This is a genomic window from Hymenobacter sp. BT559 (assembly GCF_016427535.1).
Taxonomy (GTDB): Bacteria; Bacteroidota; Bacteroidia; order Cytophagales; family Hymenobacteraceae; genus Hymenobacter.
Genome location: NZ_JAELXV010000001.1, coordinates 1,353,490 through 1,369,140, shown reverse-complemented (window position 1 = coordinate 1,369,140; position 15,651 = coordinate 1,353,490). Strand labels below are relative to the sequence as shown.

Sequence of the window (15,651 nt, the reverse complement as noted above, 5' to 3'; positions counted from 1 at the left end):
GCTACGGTGGGCACTACACACTGCCTTACTCGCTTAATCTTGCCTGCAGCCAAGTACGGGTTTCGGCGCCCGCGACCTGCCCTACTACACCTAGGAAGGCACTGGTCGTGCTCACCTGTTGGGCCGCCGTACGCGCCAAAATGGTGTAGAGCTGCTGGGTGCCCACGTGAGCGTGCAGGGCGGCTAGCACTACCATGCCTTTATTGTACACCACCCGTCGGTACATGCCTGATTCGTACTTCGTGCGGTCGAAGCCGATGATGGGCGGCGTGTTGGGCGTAGTCTTGGCGAGCTTCTCGTAGTTCTGGCGATAGCCGGCCGTATCGCCACGAGCCTGCAGGTAGAGCATGCTCGAATAGGTCGCGAAGGCCTCGTTTAGCCAGTCGGTTTCATCGTGCACCGAGCCGTAGCCCCACCACTTATGGCTGATTTCGTGGGCCAGAGTCAGCAAATCCCCCCGCTGCGCCACGTCGAAATTATCGGCGTAGGTGATGACGGTAGCATTTTCGAGCACGGCAAACGCGTCTTGCTTAGTGCCCGTGAGCAGCACCGTGAACCTAGTAATGGAGTCCTGGCGGCCGATGGTGCGGTTGTAAAAAGCAACGATATCCTGGGCTTTGGGCAGAATAGCCGCCTCCATAGGACTTAGGGCCGCGCCGGCTTTCACTACTGCAATAGCAGGCCCCCGACTAGCCACAGCCTGCCAAAACTGCGGAGCAATGATGGCCGTCAGCTCGAGGGCGCACGCGCGGCCTTCAAACCGAAAGTAACCCGGCTTGGCACCTAGGGGCGGCGAGGTACTGCGTACCTGATAGCCCGCCGGCACGCGCACGCCTAGGGCATACTCCACCACCTCATACTCCTGCAAATGCCGGAAGGGCAACCAGTTAGTATGCCCGCTAAACTCTAGCACTTGTGCCGCCGTGGTGCGCTCCTTATCCAGGGTACCCGTGTAGTCTAGGGTCAGCATGCGGGCCTGGCGGCCGGCGGGGTAGCGCGCCACCACCTGCTGCATCGTGTCGGCGAAATAGGGGTAGTAGAGGCGGCGGGTCTGCACTATGGCTCGGCCGCCTTGCACGCGCTGCACCCGAAAAGCCTTCCGCAGATTGAGGCGCAGCACGGTGGTTGTATCGCCCGCGGGCAGTGCAAACGTGTACCGACACGTGAAGGCCTGAGTGGTGGGCTCTACTGAAAGCTGCACCTGCACGCGGGGCACGGCGTAGCCGGCAAACGCGCTACCTAGGACCAGCCCAAGCAGCAATACCAAAATTTTCATAGCAAGGAAAGTAAAGCCGAAGGTAGTCACCGCCACGTACCGCCCAGCCTAGGCCATCGCTACGCCAACTCGGCCGTTACTTCGCTTTATGCAGCTCCTTTCCCTAAATGTGGCACTGCCCCAAGCCATTACCTGGCAGGATAAAATCATTCGCACCAGCATCTTTAAGCAGCCCGTGGCGGGGCCAGTGCAGTTGCACGCCGAGCACCTGGCCGGCGATGGCCAGGCCGACCTGCGCGTGCACGGCGGTCCCGACAAGGCCGTGTACGCCTACCCCCAGGAGCACCACGCCTACTGGCAACAGCACCTACCCGCCGCCCAACTCGTGCCCGGCGCCTTTGGCGAAAACCTAACTACCACCGGCCTGCTCGAAACCGACGTGCGGGTAGGCGACTGCTTCCAAATCGGCACCACCGTGCTCATGGCCGTGCAGCCGCGCCGCCCGTGCCTGAAGCTGGGCATCCGCTGGCAGCGGCCGAGTCTGGTGCGCGAGTTTGAGGAAGCGCAGCGCCCAGGCATCTACTTTCGGGTGGTGCAGCCAGGCCACTTGCAGGCGGGCGATGCTATTGCGCTGGTCGAGGCGTCGACCTGCGCCGTCACCATCCACGACATGGTGCAGATGCTGGCGCCTGGTTACGCCGACCTAGACAAGGTGCGAGCGCTGCTGGCCCTCCCCACCCTCTCGCCCAGCTGGCGCGAACGCTTAGAACGATTGCTCGGCCAGTAGCTTGGACTTTGTAGTCCGAGCGCGAGCGTAGCTCACATCAACGTTCGCTTACACACTGTTCGCTGCGCTCGCGCTCGGACCACAAAGTCCAAGCTACTTGGCTGAATGCTCAAACCCTTTCTGCAAAACATACTTAGCCTCATGAAAAGACTTTTTCTCTTACTCGCTTGCTGCATCGGACACCTCATAGCAGCGGCCCAATCGGCGGCGCCTGCTGGCTACGACCCGGCCCAGCGCTACGAGGTGGCACAGTTGCAAAGTGATTTTGCGTACCTGCGCCGGGCACTGGAAGAAGTCCACCCCGGCTTGTACTGGTATACGCCCAAGGACTCGCTCGACCGCGCTTTTGCCCGCACGGCCGGCGCCCTCACCCACCCCATGACCGAGCCCGAATACTGGCAGCTGCTGCAAACGCTGGTGGGGCGCGTGCACTGCGGGCACACGCGGGTGCAGCACTCGGCGGCTTACAAGGCGTGGTTTCGGCGGCAGCCCTACCCCTACCTGCCGTTTACGGTGGCCGTGCGCCAAGACCGTCTGTTTATCGCTGAAAACCAGAGTACCGCGCCCGAATTACAGCCCGGCACCGAGCTACTGGCCATCGACGGGCACCCCACCGCCGAGGTGCTGCCGCGCCTACGTTCGCTTATTTCGGCCGATGGCTACGGCACTGGCTTTCAAGACAATGAATTGGAAGCTGGCTTCTTTGACTCTTATTACTGGAGCTTCTACGAGGCTAAGCCTACCTACCCCTTGCTTGTGCGCGATAGCACGGGGCAGCAACGCCAGCTCACGCCGCTACCTAGGCCCGCCAAGCCCAAGCCTCTGGCCCCGATGCCCCCGCCCCTCACGGCCGCGCAGAACCGCACCCGCCGCCTCGACCGGCTGCGGTCGGTGCACTACCCCGAGGACCTGCCCGCCACGGCCATTCTGCGAATCCGCGAGTTTAGCTACGATGAGTTGGAAGACTTCAAAGCATTTCATCGCCAGCTCTTTGCCGACCTTGCCAAGCGTCGCACCAAGCAATTAATTATCGACTTGCGTGGCAATGCTGGCGGCAACCAAGAGATTTCGGTAGACATTATGAAATACCTCCTGAAGTCCGAATTTGTACTGAATAAAAGCGCCCTGGCTCCGGTGCTACTGCCTTTCTTCTCGCAGCCCGACTCGCTCAAACCCAACTACTTCAACCCCACCCGCGTCCGGCGCCTGCTCGATGGCACCATTAGCTTTGTCAACTCCGAATTAGGCCCGCAGCGGCCCTACCACGGGCGCTATTTCCGAGGCAAGGTCGTGGTGCTGGTCGATGGTGGCACGTTTTCTGCCGCTTCCAATTTCACCGCCAGCCTGCGGGCGCAGCGGCGCATCACGGTCATCGGGGAGGAAACGGGCGGCGCCGAAGCCGGCTGCAACGGCGGCACAATCTCAGACCTAGAGCTACCCGAAACGCACTTGATACTCCAACTGCCGCACTTTCGGATACGCTCGGCCTGCCCTAACCCGCAACTGGGCCGGGGCGTGTGCCCCGATATCGAGGTGGTGCCCACGCCCCGGCAGGTGGCAACCCGCACCGACGCCGTGCTAAGCCAGTTGCCTGCACTACTGCGCTAGCTACGTGGCATGCCCCCTCTGCAAAAGATACCCTAGGCGGCCGGCGCCGTGGCTTGCATAAAGGCGTCAACTAAGCGGTTGAACGTTGGACTCTTGGCCAGCAGAAAGCGAATGATACCGATGCCCGTCAGGGCAATGGTGATGCCCGCCAGCACGTCCAGCACATAATGGTGGCTCGTGTACACCGCTGCAAACCAGATACCTAGCATAATTACCAGGAACAGCCCGTTGAAGATGCCCGACTTGTTTTTGAGCGCGTAAAACAGCACAATGGCCGGGTAAGCTGAGTGCAGCGAAGGCATGGCCGCAAAGATGTTCGCATTCTTGGCATAGATGCCTTGAAAAATGTGAACCCCAAAAAAGCTATCGAACCGAGCCAGGCCCGCCGTGCTGCCCATCGTGAGCGGCTGAAACTGTAGGCCGTGCTGCTGCACATACCACGGCGGGGCAGCCGGGTGCAAGTAATACACAATGAACCCTAGGATGTTGACCAACAAAAAAGTCAGCGCAAACGCGAAAAACAGCCGGCGATTACGGAAGAATAAATAGCCCGCAAACGCCAGCGGAATCGGCACCCAGCACAAATAGAAGATGCCGCAGAGCACATCGAGCCAAGGCTGGTGGTGCTGCAGCCAAAACTCATTGGGCGTTAGTACTTGCCCTAGGGTGCGAATGCCAAACAAGCTTTTCTCGGTGTGGTAGAGCTGCGCCACGTCCACGGCCCGGTACTGGTAGTTGGGGAAGGCGCGCATGTAATCATACAGCACCCAAAAGACCACAAAAATGGAAAACCCGGTGATGAACCGCCGCGTGGTGGCCGACAGAAAGTAGCAGGCATTGCACAGCCCCACCAGCACCAATTGCTCAGGCCGGAAGCCAATCAGAAACCGCGAAAACAGCAGGTAAGCCAGCGAAAGCGCTGGCACGAGCCAGCGCCCGGCGGGGCGAACCGGCTCGGCAGATAGTTGAGACATAAAGAATTATAGAAGCCCGCGCTACACGCTCAACCGTTCTACCACGGGCTCGCGGGTAGCAGCGTTCCAGCCTTTGACTTCGATGTACTTCACGTTGGGCACCCAGAAGGTACCGCCCTCGATGCGCAGGTACACGCGGTTTATCACAATCTGCTTGTTGTTGATGACCGTAACCACGTGGAAGGCATTGTCGGCGCTCGTTTTTTGGAGGTAAAACGGCACCTTGTCGTAGGCAGCAAACTTGAGGACGTATTTATCAGCCGCGGCCTTCTTGGCGGTGAGGCCGTAGGCAAACTTGCGCTGAATGAAATTTAAGTCCTTGCGCTCGCCGTGCTCGCCGTAGCGTATCCAGAACACATGCACCGGCTCATCCTCGTCTACTTTGCCAGCGCTGTTCACATTGAGCTGGTAGATAACGGTGTTGGTATTCGGGTCGCGCTGTAGGTAAAAGAGCTGATTGGCAACCCCCGTCGGCACCGGAAATACCAGGCCCGGCGCCGCGGCCTGGGCCAGCGGCAAGCCGCAGAAGAACAACCCAATAACCAATGCTTTCACCGCCGACCGCGCAGGCACCACAGCTGGGGTGGCGGCCACGGCAGCCTCGGCCGCGTCCTTAGCATCTTTGGCTTCCAGGGCCTTGCGGGCTTGCAGCAGCCGCGACACTGCCGTGATGTTGGCCAGCACCGCCAAGATGGTGATGGGCAGCGTCAGAATTGACATGGTTTCGAAGACGTGGAACGGCACACCCGGGATAAACAGCTTATAATCGCCCCCTATATAGGCTGAGCTAATGCCGCAGGCCAAGGCACTTACCCCCATAAGCACCACGCGCTCGGGGCGTTGCATGAGGCCGCCCTTCGAATCGACGCCCAGCCCCTCGGCGCGGGCGCGGGTGTAGCTCACCATCATAGAGCCAATAAGCGCAATAAACGCGAACAACGACCCTAGGAGATAGTGGTGCGCCACTAGGTAATAGCAGATACCTAGGAACGTGAACAGCTCGCTATAGCGGTCCAGCACCGAATCGAACATGGCGCCGTAGGTGCTTTTCATGTTGCCGAGGCGGGCCACCTGGCCATCGAGCATGTCGAAAAGGCCCGCAAACAGGATAAGCGCGCCGCCCCAGCCCACGTAGCGCAGGTCGCCGCGGTTGCCTTCCTCGCCGCCGATGATGAATATCACGGCCACTCCTATGTTGAGCAGCAGGCCGGTCAGCGTCACGGCGTTGGGGGTAAAGCCCAGCTTGATGAGCAGGCGCACAAACGGGTTGATAACCTTGTAAATCCCGGCTTGGAGCGCTGCCCGGATGGTAGCAAAATTCATGCGGTCAGGCAGTTAAAAATCAACTTTAAAGCGACCCCGCAGGCCCCATTCGGCCACGTTGGGGTTGCTGAGGTACGTAAAGCGCTTCACGACATCGATACGGAAGAGCTTGAAAATGTTGGCGATGCCTACGCTGCCTTCTACGTAGGGTGTGCTACCTAGGGCAAACGAAACCGGCCGTCCCGCCGCATCCTGCAAAAACTGGTACAGCTGCGGGTGCGTGTAGGGGTTATTCTCTTCTCGAATGCCACCGTACAGCAGCTTCAGCGACGCGGTTTCGCGCAGCTTGAGGTGCTTAATAACGGGTAGTTTGTTGAAGAAGAAGCCGTTGAAATTCTGGTCGATGAACAAGCTCGCGTAGTGGTCGCTCGCAAACTCTAAGAAGTTCATCAGGTTGTACGAGTACAGCTGGTACGAGTACGTCTGGTTGGCCCGGTGGATGTCGAGCAGCGGAAACGGCACCTGCCCCACCACGTAGCCGCCCTCCACGGCCACGTCGGCGTGGCCGAGCTGCGAGAGGTAAAATCGCTTGGTGCCGTTGAGCGACAGGTTGGTGTAGCTGTACTCGCCATCGAGCAGGCCCTTGAAGCCGCGCGCCGCCCGCGCCGTGAAGATGGGATACTTATTAATAATGGGCGAGCGGTAGGTCTTGCCCTGGTAAAACGCCTCCCTAGGTGCCCAGCGCAGCCCCAGCGACACCTCACTGGTCGTGAGCTGCCCAATGAGGTCGGGCGTATCGGTGCTCGAGTCGCGGAAGTAAAGACCACCCGCCGGCGACTGCTGCAGCTTACGGAAGCCCAGCGAGTACGAAAAGTGGTTGTTGAACTCGTGCACGTAATCGAGCCGGTACACGTCGTTGTAGAGGTACTTGTTGTTGACGCCGCGCTTGAACGAAAGCAGGAAGTTGTCTTCCTGCACAAACTCTAGCTCCTGCCCCGGAATACGGGTATCGCGCTGAAAGCTAGCCCGTAACAAGTGCTGCGGAAACTTATAAATGGACTGCCCATTGAGCGAGTACGTGCCGCTGAGAAAGTACTTCCACCGCTCGTCCTTAAAGCCGTAAGCGGTGTAGGTTTCGAAGTACACGCGCTTGCTCAGCTCAGGTGTGCTGCGCCCCCCCACCCGCAGGCGGAAGCCCTCCACGGGATTGAAGCTGTAGAAGGTATTGGCCGGGCCTAGGTCGAACGGCCCGAGCGGCGTGTAGCCCGACAGCACAAACGAGATTATCTTGAGCGTGCGCTGAAAGGACTGGATAGTCTGCAGCGTATCGACGTTTTTGTAAATCGACTGCTCTACTTGGCTCAGGCTATCGGGCCGGTTGTGCTCCAGAAAAGCTGCGCTCTGCCGGCTGGTGCTGTCGGCCAAGATGACCCGCGCCGGGCCCTCGTACACGCCGGCGGGCGCGGGCTGGTTCACGCGGTAGTCTTGAAACGACACCGTGCGCTCGCCATAAAAGCCGGAGCCCTTCTCCGTCACCCCAAAGTCGATACCTAGGAAGGTCTTGCTAAGGTGGTAGCGCCGGTCGGGGTTTTCAGCAAACTCTAGGTTCGCATCCAGGCTCTTTACGAAGTTGAGGTTGATGCGCTTATCGACCGACAAGTGCGCCTGCTGCACGGCGTAGTGGCCGTCGAGCGTCACGTAGAGCTTGCCCGCAAACAACATATCGCCCTTGTTGCGCGGAAAAAAGCTGAGCTCGATGAGCTGCGGCACGTGCTGGCGCAGCGTGTCGGAGATGTAAAACTGATAAAACGTGGGCGCGTTGTCAGCAATGGGACTCAGGAGCTGGTTGCCCAGCAGCGACACGTTGTTGGCGTAGATGTCGATGTCCTGGTACATCCTATTGAAGTAGGCACTGAGGCCTTCATTATCAATAAAATGCTTGTCAAACTCGACCTGCTTGTTACCAAGCTCCACGGCGCGGCGCGTTTCCGGGCTTTTGCGGTAGTACTCCTTCGCCAGCTTTTCCTCGATGTAGATGGGCAAAATATTGACCCCGCCCGCCGCCGTCGAGTCTTGCTTCTTGAATAGAAACTGATAGTTTTTGAATACCTTACGATTCTTAAACTTTTCCGATAAGTTACTGAACGAGAAGGTCATCTTCTCATACTTCTTATACTCGACGTAGTCGTAGCTCTCGGGCCGGTTTTGGGGCTTGTTAGCAATTACTTGCCGAATAAGCGCCACCGCCGGGTTGTCCTTGTTCTTGTAGCGCGGCGGCTTCGAGCCTCTGATTACGACCTCGCCCAGCTGCGCCGAGCTAGTAGCCAGCGCCACATTTATGGTTTGGGGCGTGCCCGCTTCGAAGGTCTTCGTGACCGAGCGGTACCCTAGGTAGGTGAAAACCACCGACGTGTACTGTGCCGGCACCTGCAAGGTGTAGTGCCCGTCCTGGTCGGTGTTGGTGCCAATGGCGGCCTGCGGCACCGATACGCTCACGAAGGGCAGCTTCTCGCGGGTTTTAGCGTCGGTAACTACCCCCGTGATGGTAGTGGCCCCCTGGGCCAGCGCTACGGCAGGCACCACTAGCAGCCACAGCAGCCAGCCAAGCACGGCGGCGTAAGAATGCCTGAGAGGCAGACGTTTCATGATTTTTGAAATACGAAATGCAGCTGCAAAAAGTAGTTGAACCCTACGCCGACCAGCAGCGAAACAACCACCTTGCTATATACATAGTTGAGGTGCAGCAGCTGCGTAAACAAGTAAACGCCGCCCGCGTTCAGTAGCATGCTACCGAGCCACACTACAAAATACCGAACCCCTTGAGCAGCAGCCTGCTGCTCGGGCACTTTAAATACTAAGTATCGCCCTAGGTAAAAGTTGGTGAGGCCACCGGCGGCGTTGCCCAGCGCCGTACCCAGCAGGTACCAGCTATGGAACACCTCGACGCACACAATGGTCACCAAAAAATCAACGACCGTACCGGCCGCTGAGGCCGCCTGGGCCTTCAAGAAACGAGGGGTACGCACGGCCTTAGAGGTAACCTAGGTGCACGGCCGCTTGTAGCAACACGTTGGTATAGACGCCGGCCAGCACGTCGTCCATCATCACCCCAACGCCGCCCGGCAGCTGCTCCATCTTTCTGATGAATAAGGGCTTGACGATGTCGAAGAACCGAAACAACACCAGTCCCACCAGCAGCCGCGGCCCCGTGAGAGGCACCAGCAGCATGCCCACCCACATGCCCGCCACCTCGTCGATAACCACGCGGTAACTATCCTTGCCCCACACGCCCTCTACGCGCTGGGCGGCCAGCGTGCCCAGGGCCAGCAGGCCGCCTGTGAGCAAAGCGGCGGGCCCTAGGTGCAGCAAAACGCCACCGGGCCGGACCAGGTACAGCAGCAGGCAGCAGGCCACGGCCGCCACCGTGCCGCCGCCCTTCACGTACCCGATGCCCAGCACGGTGGCGATTAGCTTAAACATTCTATTAAATTGTTTTACCAGGCATTACACTGCGGGGCCGTCCTGGTATTCTTCCTCGGTAGCAGCCTCCACGGGCGGCTCGTTCATGAGCAGACGCAGAGTGTTGTGCAGGTTCACGAGCTGCTTGAAGATGTCGTGCTCGGGGCGAATGTTGGCGTCGGTTTGGGGCGACTTGAGGTAGAACGAGAGCCACTCCTGGATGCCCGACATGCCAGCACGCTTGGCTAGGTCGATGAACAGGGCGAGGTCGAGCACCAGCGGCGCGGCCAAGATGGAGTCGCGGCAGAGGAAGTTAATCTTAATCTGCATCTGGTACCCGAGCCAGCCAAAGATGTCGATGTTGTCCCAGCTTTCTTTGTTGTCGCCAGCGGGCGGGTAGTAGTTGATGCGCACCTTGTGGTACATATCGCCGTACAGCTCGGGGTTTTCCTCGGGGTGGAACACGCTGTCGAGCACGCTCAGCTTCGATACTTCCTTGGTCTTGAAGTTATCGGGGTCGTCGAGCACCAGGCCATCACGGTTGCCCAGGATGTTGGTCGAGAACCAGCCTTTCACGCCCAGCGAGCGGGCGCTCAGGCCGGGGGCCACGATGGTTTTCATCAGCGTCTGGCCGGTTTTGAAGTCCTTGCCAGCTACTGGCGTCTGCGTGATAGCGGCCAGCTCCAGCAGGGCGGGCACGTCCACGGTCAGGTTGGGGGCGCCGTTCACGAAGGGCACGCCTTCTTTGAGGGCGGCGTAGGCGTACACCATGCTCGGGGCGATGTTGGCCGCATTGGTGCGCAGACCTTCTTCGAAGCCCGCCAGCGTGCGGTGCAGTTCGCCCGACTCGTGGTAGATTTCCGTAGAGCCGCACCACACCATCACGAGGCGCTCGCAGCCGCGCTCGGCTTTGAAGTTGCGGATATCGGCAATCACCTGCTCGGCTAGGTCGAACTTGGTGGTGTATGTTTTAACGTGCGTACCGTCGAGGTTTTTCACGTAGTGCGGGTCGAAGGCCGCCTTCATGGGCACCATCGCCTCCAGCTCGGGGCGTACGCTTTGCAGCAGCTTGTCGTCGAGCACGGCAGCTTTCACCGCCGCCTGGTACACGTTGTCTTCGTACACGTCCCAGCCGCCAAACTCGATGTTTTCGAGGTCGGTGAGCGGCACGAAGTCTTTGATTTTTTGATTACCCGCCGCGGTGCGCAGCTTGCCCATTTGGGTGAGCGAGCCGATGGGCTGCCCGCCGCCCTTGCGCACGGCCAGCACGCCGGCAATGAGGGTAGTGGCAACGGCGCCCATGCCGGGCAGCAAGATGCCCAACTTGCCATTGGCGGGGGCCAGTTGTCCTTTCTGTTCTGTCATTTTTAAGTTGGTGTTCGAGGGCCACTTTAACGGTAGTAGGTGGTGGGCGCCAGGCCTTATTTAGCGCCACCAGTCAGAGTCATCTGCCCGGCTATCTCACCCGCGGCGGGAAGGTATAACCGAGTAGAAGCGGAATGTTTTACCTAGGGCCTCGGAGCTCGGCAGCACTACCGCGTAAGCGTAAGGCAACCCAGACGCAAGGCGTCCCATTTTATTTTTCAGCCTGCGTAAGATTTTGCGTAATTTTTGTGAGCACGGCCAGGCCGGTGCGCAGTTGGTCGGGGGCCAAGCCCTGCCCGGCCACCGCAAACATCTCCTGCATAAGGGGTTTTACTTGCAGCTCCAGCGCCTGACCCTTGGGGGTGAGCACGACGCGGTTGGTGCGGCGGTCGTGGCTATCGGCGCGGCGCTCCACGAGGTCGCGCCGCACCAGGTTGTCGAGCATCGCCGTCATGGTCGCCTTGTCGCGGTTGGCAGCGCAGGCTATTTCCTGCTGGCTGGCCCCGTTGTGCTGCCAGAGGTAGTGCAGCACCTGGGTCATTTCCAGGGTCAGGTCGAGGCGATACTCGCGAAAGCGCCGCCGCAAGTACGCCCGAAAGGCGCTGCCCGCCAGCGGCAGGGCATCCAGAAAGGCCACAAACGAGTCGGGGGAGGTCATTTTTTGAGCGCGAGCAAACCGCAAAGTTAGACAACCTACCGTTAGATATCTAACTACTGCGCAAGGCACGCTCCGCCCCTGCTGACCCTAGGCCACGCTAAAACCGGAAGCCGGCCGAGATGTAAGGGTACACGCCTTCGTTAGAAAAGCCCACCACGGCCTGCACCAGCACTAGCTGCGCCGGCAAAAAGTACAGCCCCCCGCCGTAGCCGGTGTGCCAAGTTTGCGAGCGCTCATCTGGCGACCACACGCGCCCCACGTCGTTGAAGGCCACCAGCCCTAGGGTGCCGGGCAGCAGGTACGAGGTAAAGTCCAGGAGCTTGAAGCGCAGCTCTAGGTTATTGTATACCATGCTCTTGCCCGTGAAGCGCCACAGGTAGTAGCCGCGCAGGTTTTGGGCGCCGCCTAGCTTGAGCTGCTGGAAGTAGGCAGCCCTACCTAGGGTGGTGCCGCCCCCGGTGCGGTTGGCAATGACGAGGCTAGAGTCGCGGGTGGGGCTGGCATAGAACGTGAACTCAGTAAGAGCTTGCCCGAACGAGTGGTGGTCGCCGTCGAGGCGGCGCAGGCCGCTGAGGCTGGTGCTCCAGTATACGCCGCGGTGGGCCACTAGGGCGCGGTCGCGGGTATCAAAGGTGGCGCTGGCCACCAAGCCAGCGTACATCTGGCGGCTGAACACTTCCTCGCCAGGGTTTTCGGCAGCATACACACCTAGGTAGCGGTTTACGTTCTTTTCGGCGGCACTGGTGTAGTGCTGGGCCGCTATGCCGCCGCTCAAGCGCCAGTGCTGGTAGGTGCGGCTCAGGCGCACATCGGCCGTGAGCAGGTTGTAGATGCCGCGGTAGTAGCGAATGCGCCGCCCGCCCTCGTTCACAAATTCTGTTTCATTGCCGACCCCGAAGAAGTTGTTGTTGTAGTTGGGGCCTTTCGACAGTACATTCACCAGTAAGTCGTTTTGGCCCAGTACCTTCTTAAAATCGCCGGTGTAGCCGAGCAGCAGCGAGTTGTTGCCAAAGCCGTAGTTCACGAGCAAGCTCTGGCGGCTGGCGTAGGGCGTCTTACGAAAGCCCTGCCGCTGGTAGATGAAGTTACCGATGAGCTGCACGCCGTAGTCGCGGTTGTAGCCCGCCAGCAGAAGCGGCTGCAAAAAGTCGTAGTGAAAGCCGGTCCGGTTGAAGCTATTCACCGTCGTATCAGCCGAGGTGCGCACACGAGCTAGGCCGGGCGCGGGCAGCGTGTTGGGCTCGTCCGAGCGGTCGTATAGCAGCACCTTGCGCTTGGGCCCGGCCTCGGGCGCCACCGCAAAGGTGTCGTCTCCGGCACCGCCAATCAGCCGCACCTTGATGCGCGAGCGCTCCGTCCCCGTCACCGCAAAGTTGTCGGCGCCCCCTAGGCCATAGAGGCGCAGCTCGCGGGTGTCGGCTGGGTCGAAGGTGCGCTGGTACAGCAGGTCGCCGGGAGTACCGTCCTTTTTGAGGGCAGTGGTCGTTACGCGCAGCTGGCCGCCGGGCAGGTGAGCTACCTCAAGGCGCTCGCGCTTGTTGGAACCCGGAATGCTGACTTTTTTGGCCAGGAAGCGGTAGTAGTGCATGGCCTGCCGCCCTAGGTTGGCACGCCGTGCTAGGAGGTTGCGCGTTATCTCGGGGCCGCTGAGCTGGTAGATGTTGGGCGGCAGCAGCCGCACGGCGCGCGCCAGCAGGGTGTCGGGCAGGTGGGCCTGCACGTAGGCAATCTGCGTTTGCCAGTCCTCGGCACTCAGCGCATTCAGGAAGTAGCGGTCAAAGTCGCGGGCCTTGTCGTTCCAGCGGTTAATAGACCGGATGTGGTCGTCGTAACCTTGCACGTTGGCCTTGAAGATATGGCGCGACAAGGCCCACGGAAACGCCCCCGAGGGCTTGTAGAAGACGTGGTCGCGGTCGCGCGGCACGGGCTCGTAGCGGGTGCCGCCGTCGGCCTCGCGGCGCTCCCAGCGCCATTGGTCCTCGTGGCGGTCGTAGTCGCCGAGCAGCATGTCGAGCAGGCGGGCCCGCAGCACGGTCACCTGGTCGACGCGGTTGTCATGGTCCTTTTCGAGCCGGTTCTGCGCTTTCTCCGTGTTGTCAGTTTTGTCGGCGTCCAGGGGCTCACGCTCTTCGAGCAAAAACACTTGGTTAGCAAAATCCTGTCGGTACTGCCCTAGGGCCGGGTCGTCGGGCACAAACACGATTTCAGGGTGTGCGTGCGGAATACCTAGCGCCTGCGCCAGCGGCGGCACTACCACCGCCGAGTAGGGGTGCGAGGCCGACACTTGGTCCTGCAAAATGTCCTTGGCAATGGTGGCCCGCAGCGTGGGCGGCAGACCCCGCTCGGGGTATTTCTGAATAGTGCGCAGCACCCACTGCTGCCCGCTAGCATCCTGCATGCGCAGCGACTTGGTTTGGAGGCCGCCCCCGCGCTGCAAAATGGTGAGGCCGCCCTTTTCGCGCCCTAGGTGAAAGACGCGCAGCCGCACGGGCGCCGCCCACAACTGGCGGTAGCTATCGCCCAGCAGCCAGCGGTGCACCTTGGTTACCTGGGTGTAGGTAGGCTCAATGGCTACCGTCACGCTGTCGGAGACCGGGCCTGCCCCCTGGGCAGCTACAGTTCCGGTAAGGGCAGTAAGCAGGGTAGCTAGGCTAACTATTTTTGCAGAAGATGGAAAGGCAGACAACGCTAAAGCGAACAACTTAGAATAAAACTTGAAGGAAATTTGAAGCTTAAACGCTTGATGCGCGCGTGAAGATTTCCTGAAATACAAAGATATAACTGTCTTGCCTGGCCTATAGCTCTGGCTGCTTGCGTAATGCTCAGCAGTACTGTCGACATTACGCTGTGAGGCCGGACCTTAGGTCTACGCCCCCACCCCAGCCGAATGCGAGTATCCGAGCCAGTGGGACAGCTAGCTAGGGTATGCAGCAGCTCTTTTCAACGCTTATCTAGGCTGCAAGCAGGCAGTGCTAGCCTAGTAGACACTATTTGTAGCGTGAGGCCACCAGCAGGTAGGCAACGAGGAAGATAATGGGCTGGCGAGCTATAGTATACAAGTTAGCATTTACCTTGCAGGCGTCCTTTTCCCACTCCTTTACTGGTTCTATTATGCGCTTCGCTACCCTTCTAGCCACGGGCTTATTCGTGGCTGCCTCCCCCTTAGCCAGCTTTGCCCAAACCACAGTTCCTGTCTCGCGCTTCTATGCCGGGGTAGGCGCGTCGCTGCTCACCGATTCGCCATTCAAGGATAGCGGCGCTAGCAGCACCATCCTAGGTCCGGCACTAACGGCCGGCGTGCGCCTGAGCCCGCGCTGGGCCGTGCAGGCGGGGGCCGCCCTGGCCTGGCGTAACCAAACCCAAAGCCCCTACTTCCCTCCGGGCGTTCCTGCCTCCATTCCAGGAACGCTCGACACGCACACGGCTACCCTTATCGTACCAGTGCTGGGGCGCTTCACATTTGCGCCGGCACCCAAGCGTTTTCATGTCGAGGCCTTGGGGGGGCTCACGGTGCTGCGGGCAGCCACTACCTACACCTATACTGTTGTTCCGCCCGCCTCGACTGGGCAGCCTAGCCGCCAAGAAACTGAACGCCGCAATCAGCTTTCCGGCAATGTGTCGCTGGGGCCGGGGGTGCGCTACACGGTAGGGCCCCACGTGGAGCTCACGGGCCACGCCCTCGTCAATGCCGTAATTGGCTATTCGCTGGCCCACTTCACCGACCGGGCTTTCTTAAACGTGCTGGTGGGCGCGCACTACACGTTTGGCTAGCGCCTACCGGCGCTGCAAATGCCACGACTGATGAGGTTGAGTGCCAAAGCGCTTGCTTTTCAAGGCCTCCTTTAGGACTAGTGCAGCGCTAATCAACTTGACCTGCCACTTACCGGCAACTTTCTGCAAGCTACTGCTACTGAGACTACAACGGGCCACAGGTATTTTTTAATATTTCCTGAGAATCTGCTGTACCTATTTGGGGGGAAACTTGTACTTTCACGCCGCACACTCACCTTTCCCACTCGGTATGTCTTCAACGTTACGAACTACTACTCAGCGCTCTGTTGCTGCTCGTTGCGCTGGAGCCGGTACCTGGCGCTGTTAGCCAGCGCTACGCAGCACCCGTGGGCCATTCTCGGCTTGGGACGTGGGCTCGCTTTTCTCTTTCTTGGTTTTCGGGCATTTACCTCCCCCTAGGGGCTGCCGCCGGCCAGTAGCGCCAGGCTGGCGCTGCAGGCTGCCAATCCGCCAGGTGGCTCTTGCGGTGGCGTGGCTGCCCGGTAGTGCTGGCCGCGGCGCCCAAGCGGCTTTTTCCTGGTTACTCTCT

The 15,651-nt window shown here is 60.0% G+C and carries 12 protein-coding genes; 3 read left to right on the top strand and 9 right to left on the bottom strand.

Translation table 11 applies throughout. The features are described 5' to 3' along the window. Nucleotides 1-25 precede the first annotated feature (25 nt). Nucleotides 26-1,276, bottom strand: coding sequence for a M1 family aminopeptidase (locus JAO77_RS05655; protein WP_198989316.1), 1,251 nt, complete (start codon nucleotides 1,274-1,276; stop codon nucleotides 26-28). Nucleotides 1,277-1,364: 88 nt separating this feature from the next. Between JAO77_RS05655 and JAO77_RS05650 the strand changes: the two genes are divergently transcribed. Further along, nucleotides 1,365-2,003, top strand: a complete 639-nt coding sequence (locus tag JAO77_RS05650) for an MOSC domain-containing protein (RefSeq protein WP_198989315.1) — start codon at nucleotides 1,365-1,367, stop codon at nucleotides 2,001-2,003. Nucleotides 2,004-2,144: 141 nt separating this feature from the next. After that, on the top strand, nucleotides 2,145-3,611 hold the full coding sequence (locus JAO77_RS05645) for a S41 family peptidase (RefSeq protein WP_198989314.1): 1,467 nt from the start codon (nucleotides 2,145-2,147) through the stop codon (nucleotides 3,609-3,611). A gap of 32 nt (nucleotides 3,612-3,643) precedes the next feature. Here JAO77_RS05645 and JAO77_RS05640 read toward each other — a convergent pair whose 3' ends face one another. The 8 genes from JAO77_RS05640 to JAO77_RS05605 form a co-directional block, all read right to left on the bottom strand. Further along, complete coding sequence (locus tag JAO77_RS05640) at nucleotides 3,644-4,585, bottom strand: phosphatase PAP2 family protein (protein WP_198989313.1); 942 nt, start codon at nucleotides 4,583-4,585, stop codon at nucleotides 3,644-3,646. A 21-nt stretch (nucleotides 4,586-4,606) separates the two neighbouring features. After that, nucleotides 4,607-5,908 carry a DUF4833 domain-containing protein gene (locus JAO77_RS05635; RefSeq protein ID WP_198989312.1) on the bottom strand — a complete coding sequence of 434 codons (1,302 nt, stop codon included), beginning with the start codon at nucleotides 5,906-5,908 and terminating at the stop codon, nucleotides 4,607-4,609. 12 nt (nucleotides 5,909-5,920) lie between these two features. Further along, on the bottom strand, nucleotides 5,921-8,494 hold the full coding sequence (locus tag JAO77_RS05630) for a DUF5686 and carboxypeptidase-like regulatory domain-containing protein (RefSeq protein ID WP_198989311.1): 2,574 nt from the start codon (nucleotides 8,492-8,494) through the stop codon (nucleotides 5,921-5,923). Beyond that, on the bottom strand, nucleotides 8,491-8,874 hold the full coding sequence (locus tag JAO77_RS05625; RefSeq protein ID WP_198989310.1) for a GtrA family protein: 384 nt from the start codon (nucleotides 8,872-8,874) through the stop codon (nucleotides 8,491-8,493). Before JAO77_RS05625 ends, JAO77_RS05630 begins: the two co-directional genes overlap by 4 nt. A 4-nt stretch (nucleotides 8,875-8,878) precedes the next feature. Continuing rightward, on the bottom strand, nucleotides 8,879-9,328 hold the full coding sequence (locus JAO77_RS05620; RefSeq protein WP_198989309.1) for a phosphatidylglycerophosphatase A family protein: 450 nt from the start codon (nucleotides 9,326-9,328) through the stop codon (nucleotides 8,879-8,881). Nucleotides 9,329-9,352: 24 nt separating this feature from the next. Further along, complete coding sequence (locus tag JAO77_RS05615; protein ID WP_198989308.1) at nucleotides 9,353-10,672, bottom strand: inositol-3-phosphate synthase; 1,320 nt, start codon at nucleotides 10,670-10,672, stop codon at nucleotides 9,353-9,355. Between the two features lie 211 nt (nucleotides 10,673-10,883). Beyond that, nucleotides 10,884-11,330, bottom strand: coding sequence for a MarR family winged helix-turn-helix transcriptional regulator (locus tag JAO77_RS05610; protein WP_198989307.1), 447 nt, complete (start codon nucleotides 11,328-11,330; stop codon nucleotides 10,884-10,886). Nucleotides 11,331-11,427: 97 nt separating this feature from the next. Beyond that, nucleotides 11,428-14,016, bottom strand: coding sequence for a BamA/TamA family outer membrane protein (locus tag JAO77_RS05605; protein ID WP_198989306.1), 2,589 nt, complete (start codon nucleotides 14,014-14,016; stop codon nucleotides 11,428-11,430). Between the two features lie 425 nt (nucleotides 14,017-14,441). On the opposite strand from JAO77_RS05605, the gene JAO77_RS05600 reads away from it, so the two are divergent. Continuing rightward, on the top strand, nucleotides 14,442-15,101 hold the full coding sequence (locus JAO77_RS05600) for an outer membrane beta-barrel protein (RefSeq protein ID WP_198989305.1): 660 nt from the start codon (nucleotides 14,442-14,444) through the stop codon (nucleotides 15,099-15,101). The last annotated feature ends 550 nt before the right edge of the window (nucleotides 15,102-15,651 follow it).

Coding starts and splice junctions, on each gene's coding strand:
- JAO77_RS05635 (WP_198989312.1), bottom strand. CDS start 5,908: ATGAATTTTGCTACCATCCGGGCAGCGCTCCAAGCCGGGATTTACAAG.
- JAO77_RS05650 (WP_198989315.1), top strand. CDS start 1,365: ATGCAGCTCCTTTCCCTAAATGTGGCACTGCCCCAAGCCATTACCTGG.
- JAO77_RS05600 (WP_198989305.1), top strand. CDS start 14,442: ATGCGCTTCGCTACCCTTCTAGCCACGGGCTTATTCGTGGCTGCCTCC.
- JAO77_RS05630 (WP_198989311.1), bottom strand. CDS start 8,494: ATGAAACGTCTGCCTCTCAGGCATTCTTACGCCGCCGTGCTTGGCTGG.
- JAO77_RS05640 (WP_198989313.1), bottom strand. CDS start 4,585: ATGTCTCAACTATCTGCCGAGCCGGTTCGCCCCGCCGGGCGCTGGCTC.
- JAO77_RS05645 (WP_198989314.1), top strand. CDS start 2,145: ATGAAAAGACTTTTTCTCTTACTCGCTTGCTGCATCGGACACCTCATA.
- JAO77_RS05620 (WP_198989309.1), bottom strand. CDS start 9,328: ATGTTTAAGCTAATCGCCACCGTGCTGGGCATCGGGTACGTGAAGGGC.
- JAO77_RS05610 (WP_198989307.1), bottom strand. CDS start 11,330: ATGACCTCCCCCGACTCGTTTGTGGCCTTTCTGGATGCCCTGCCGCTG.
- JAO77_RS05615 (WP_198989308.1), bottom strand. CDS start 10,672: ATGACAGAACAGAAAGGACAACTGGCCCCCGCCAATGGCAAGTTGGGC.
- JAO77_RS05655 (WP_198989316.1), bottom strand. CDS start 1,276: ATGAAAATTTTGGTATTGCTGCTTGGGCTGGTCCTAGGTAGCGCGTTT.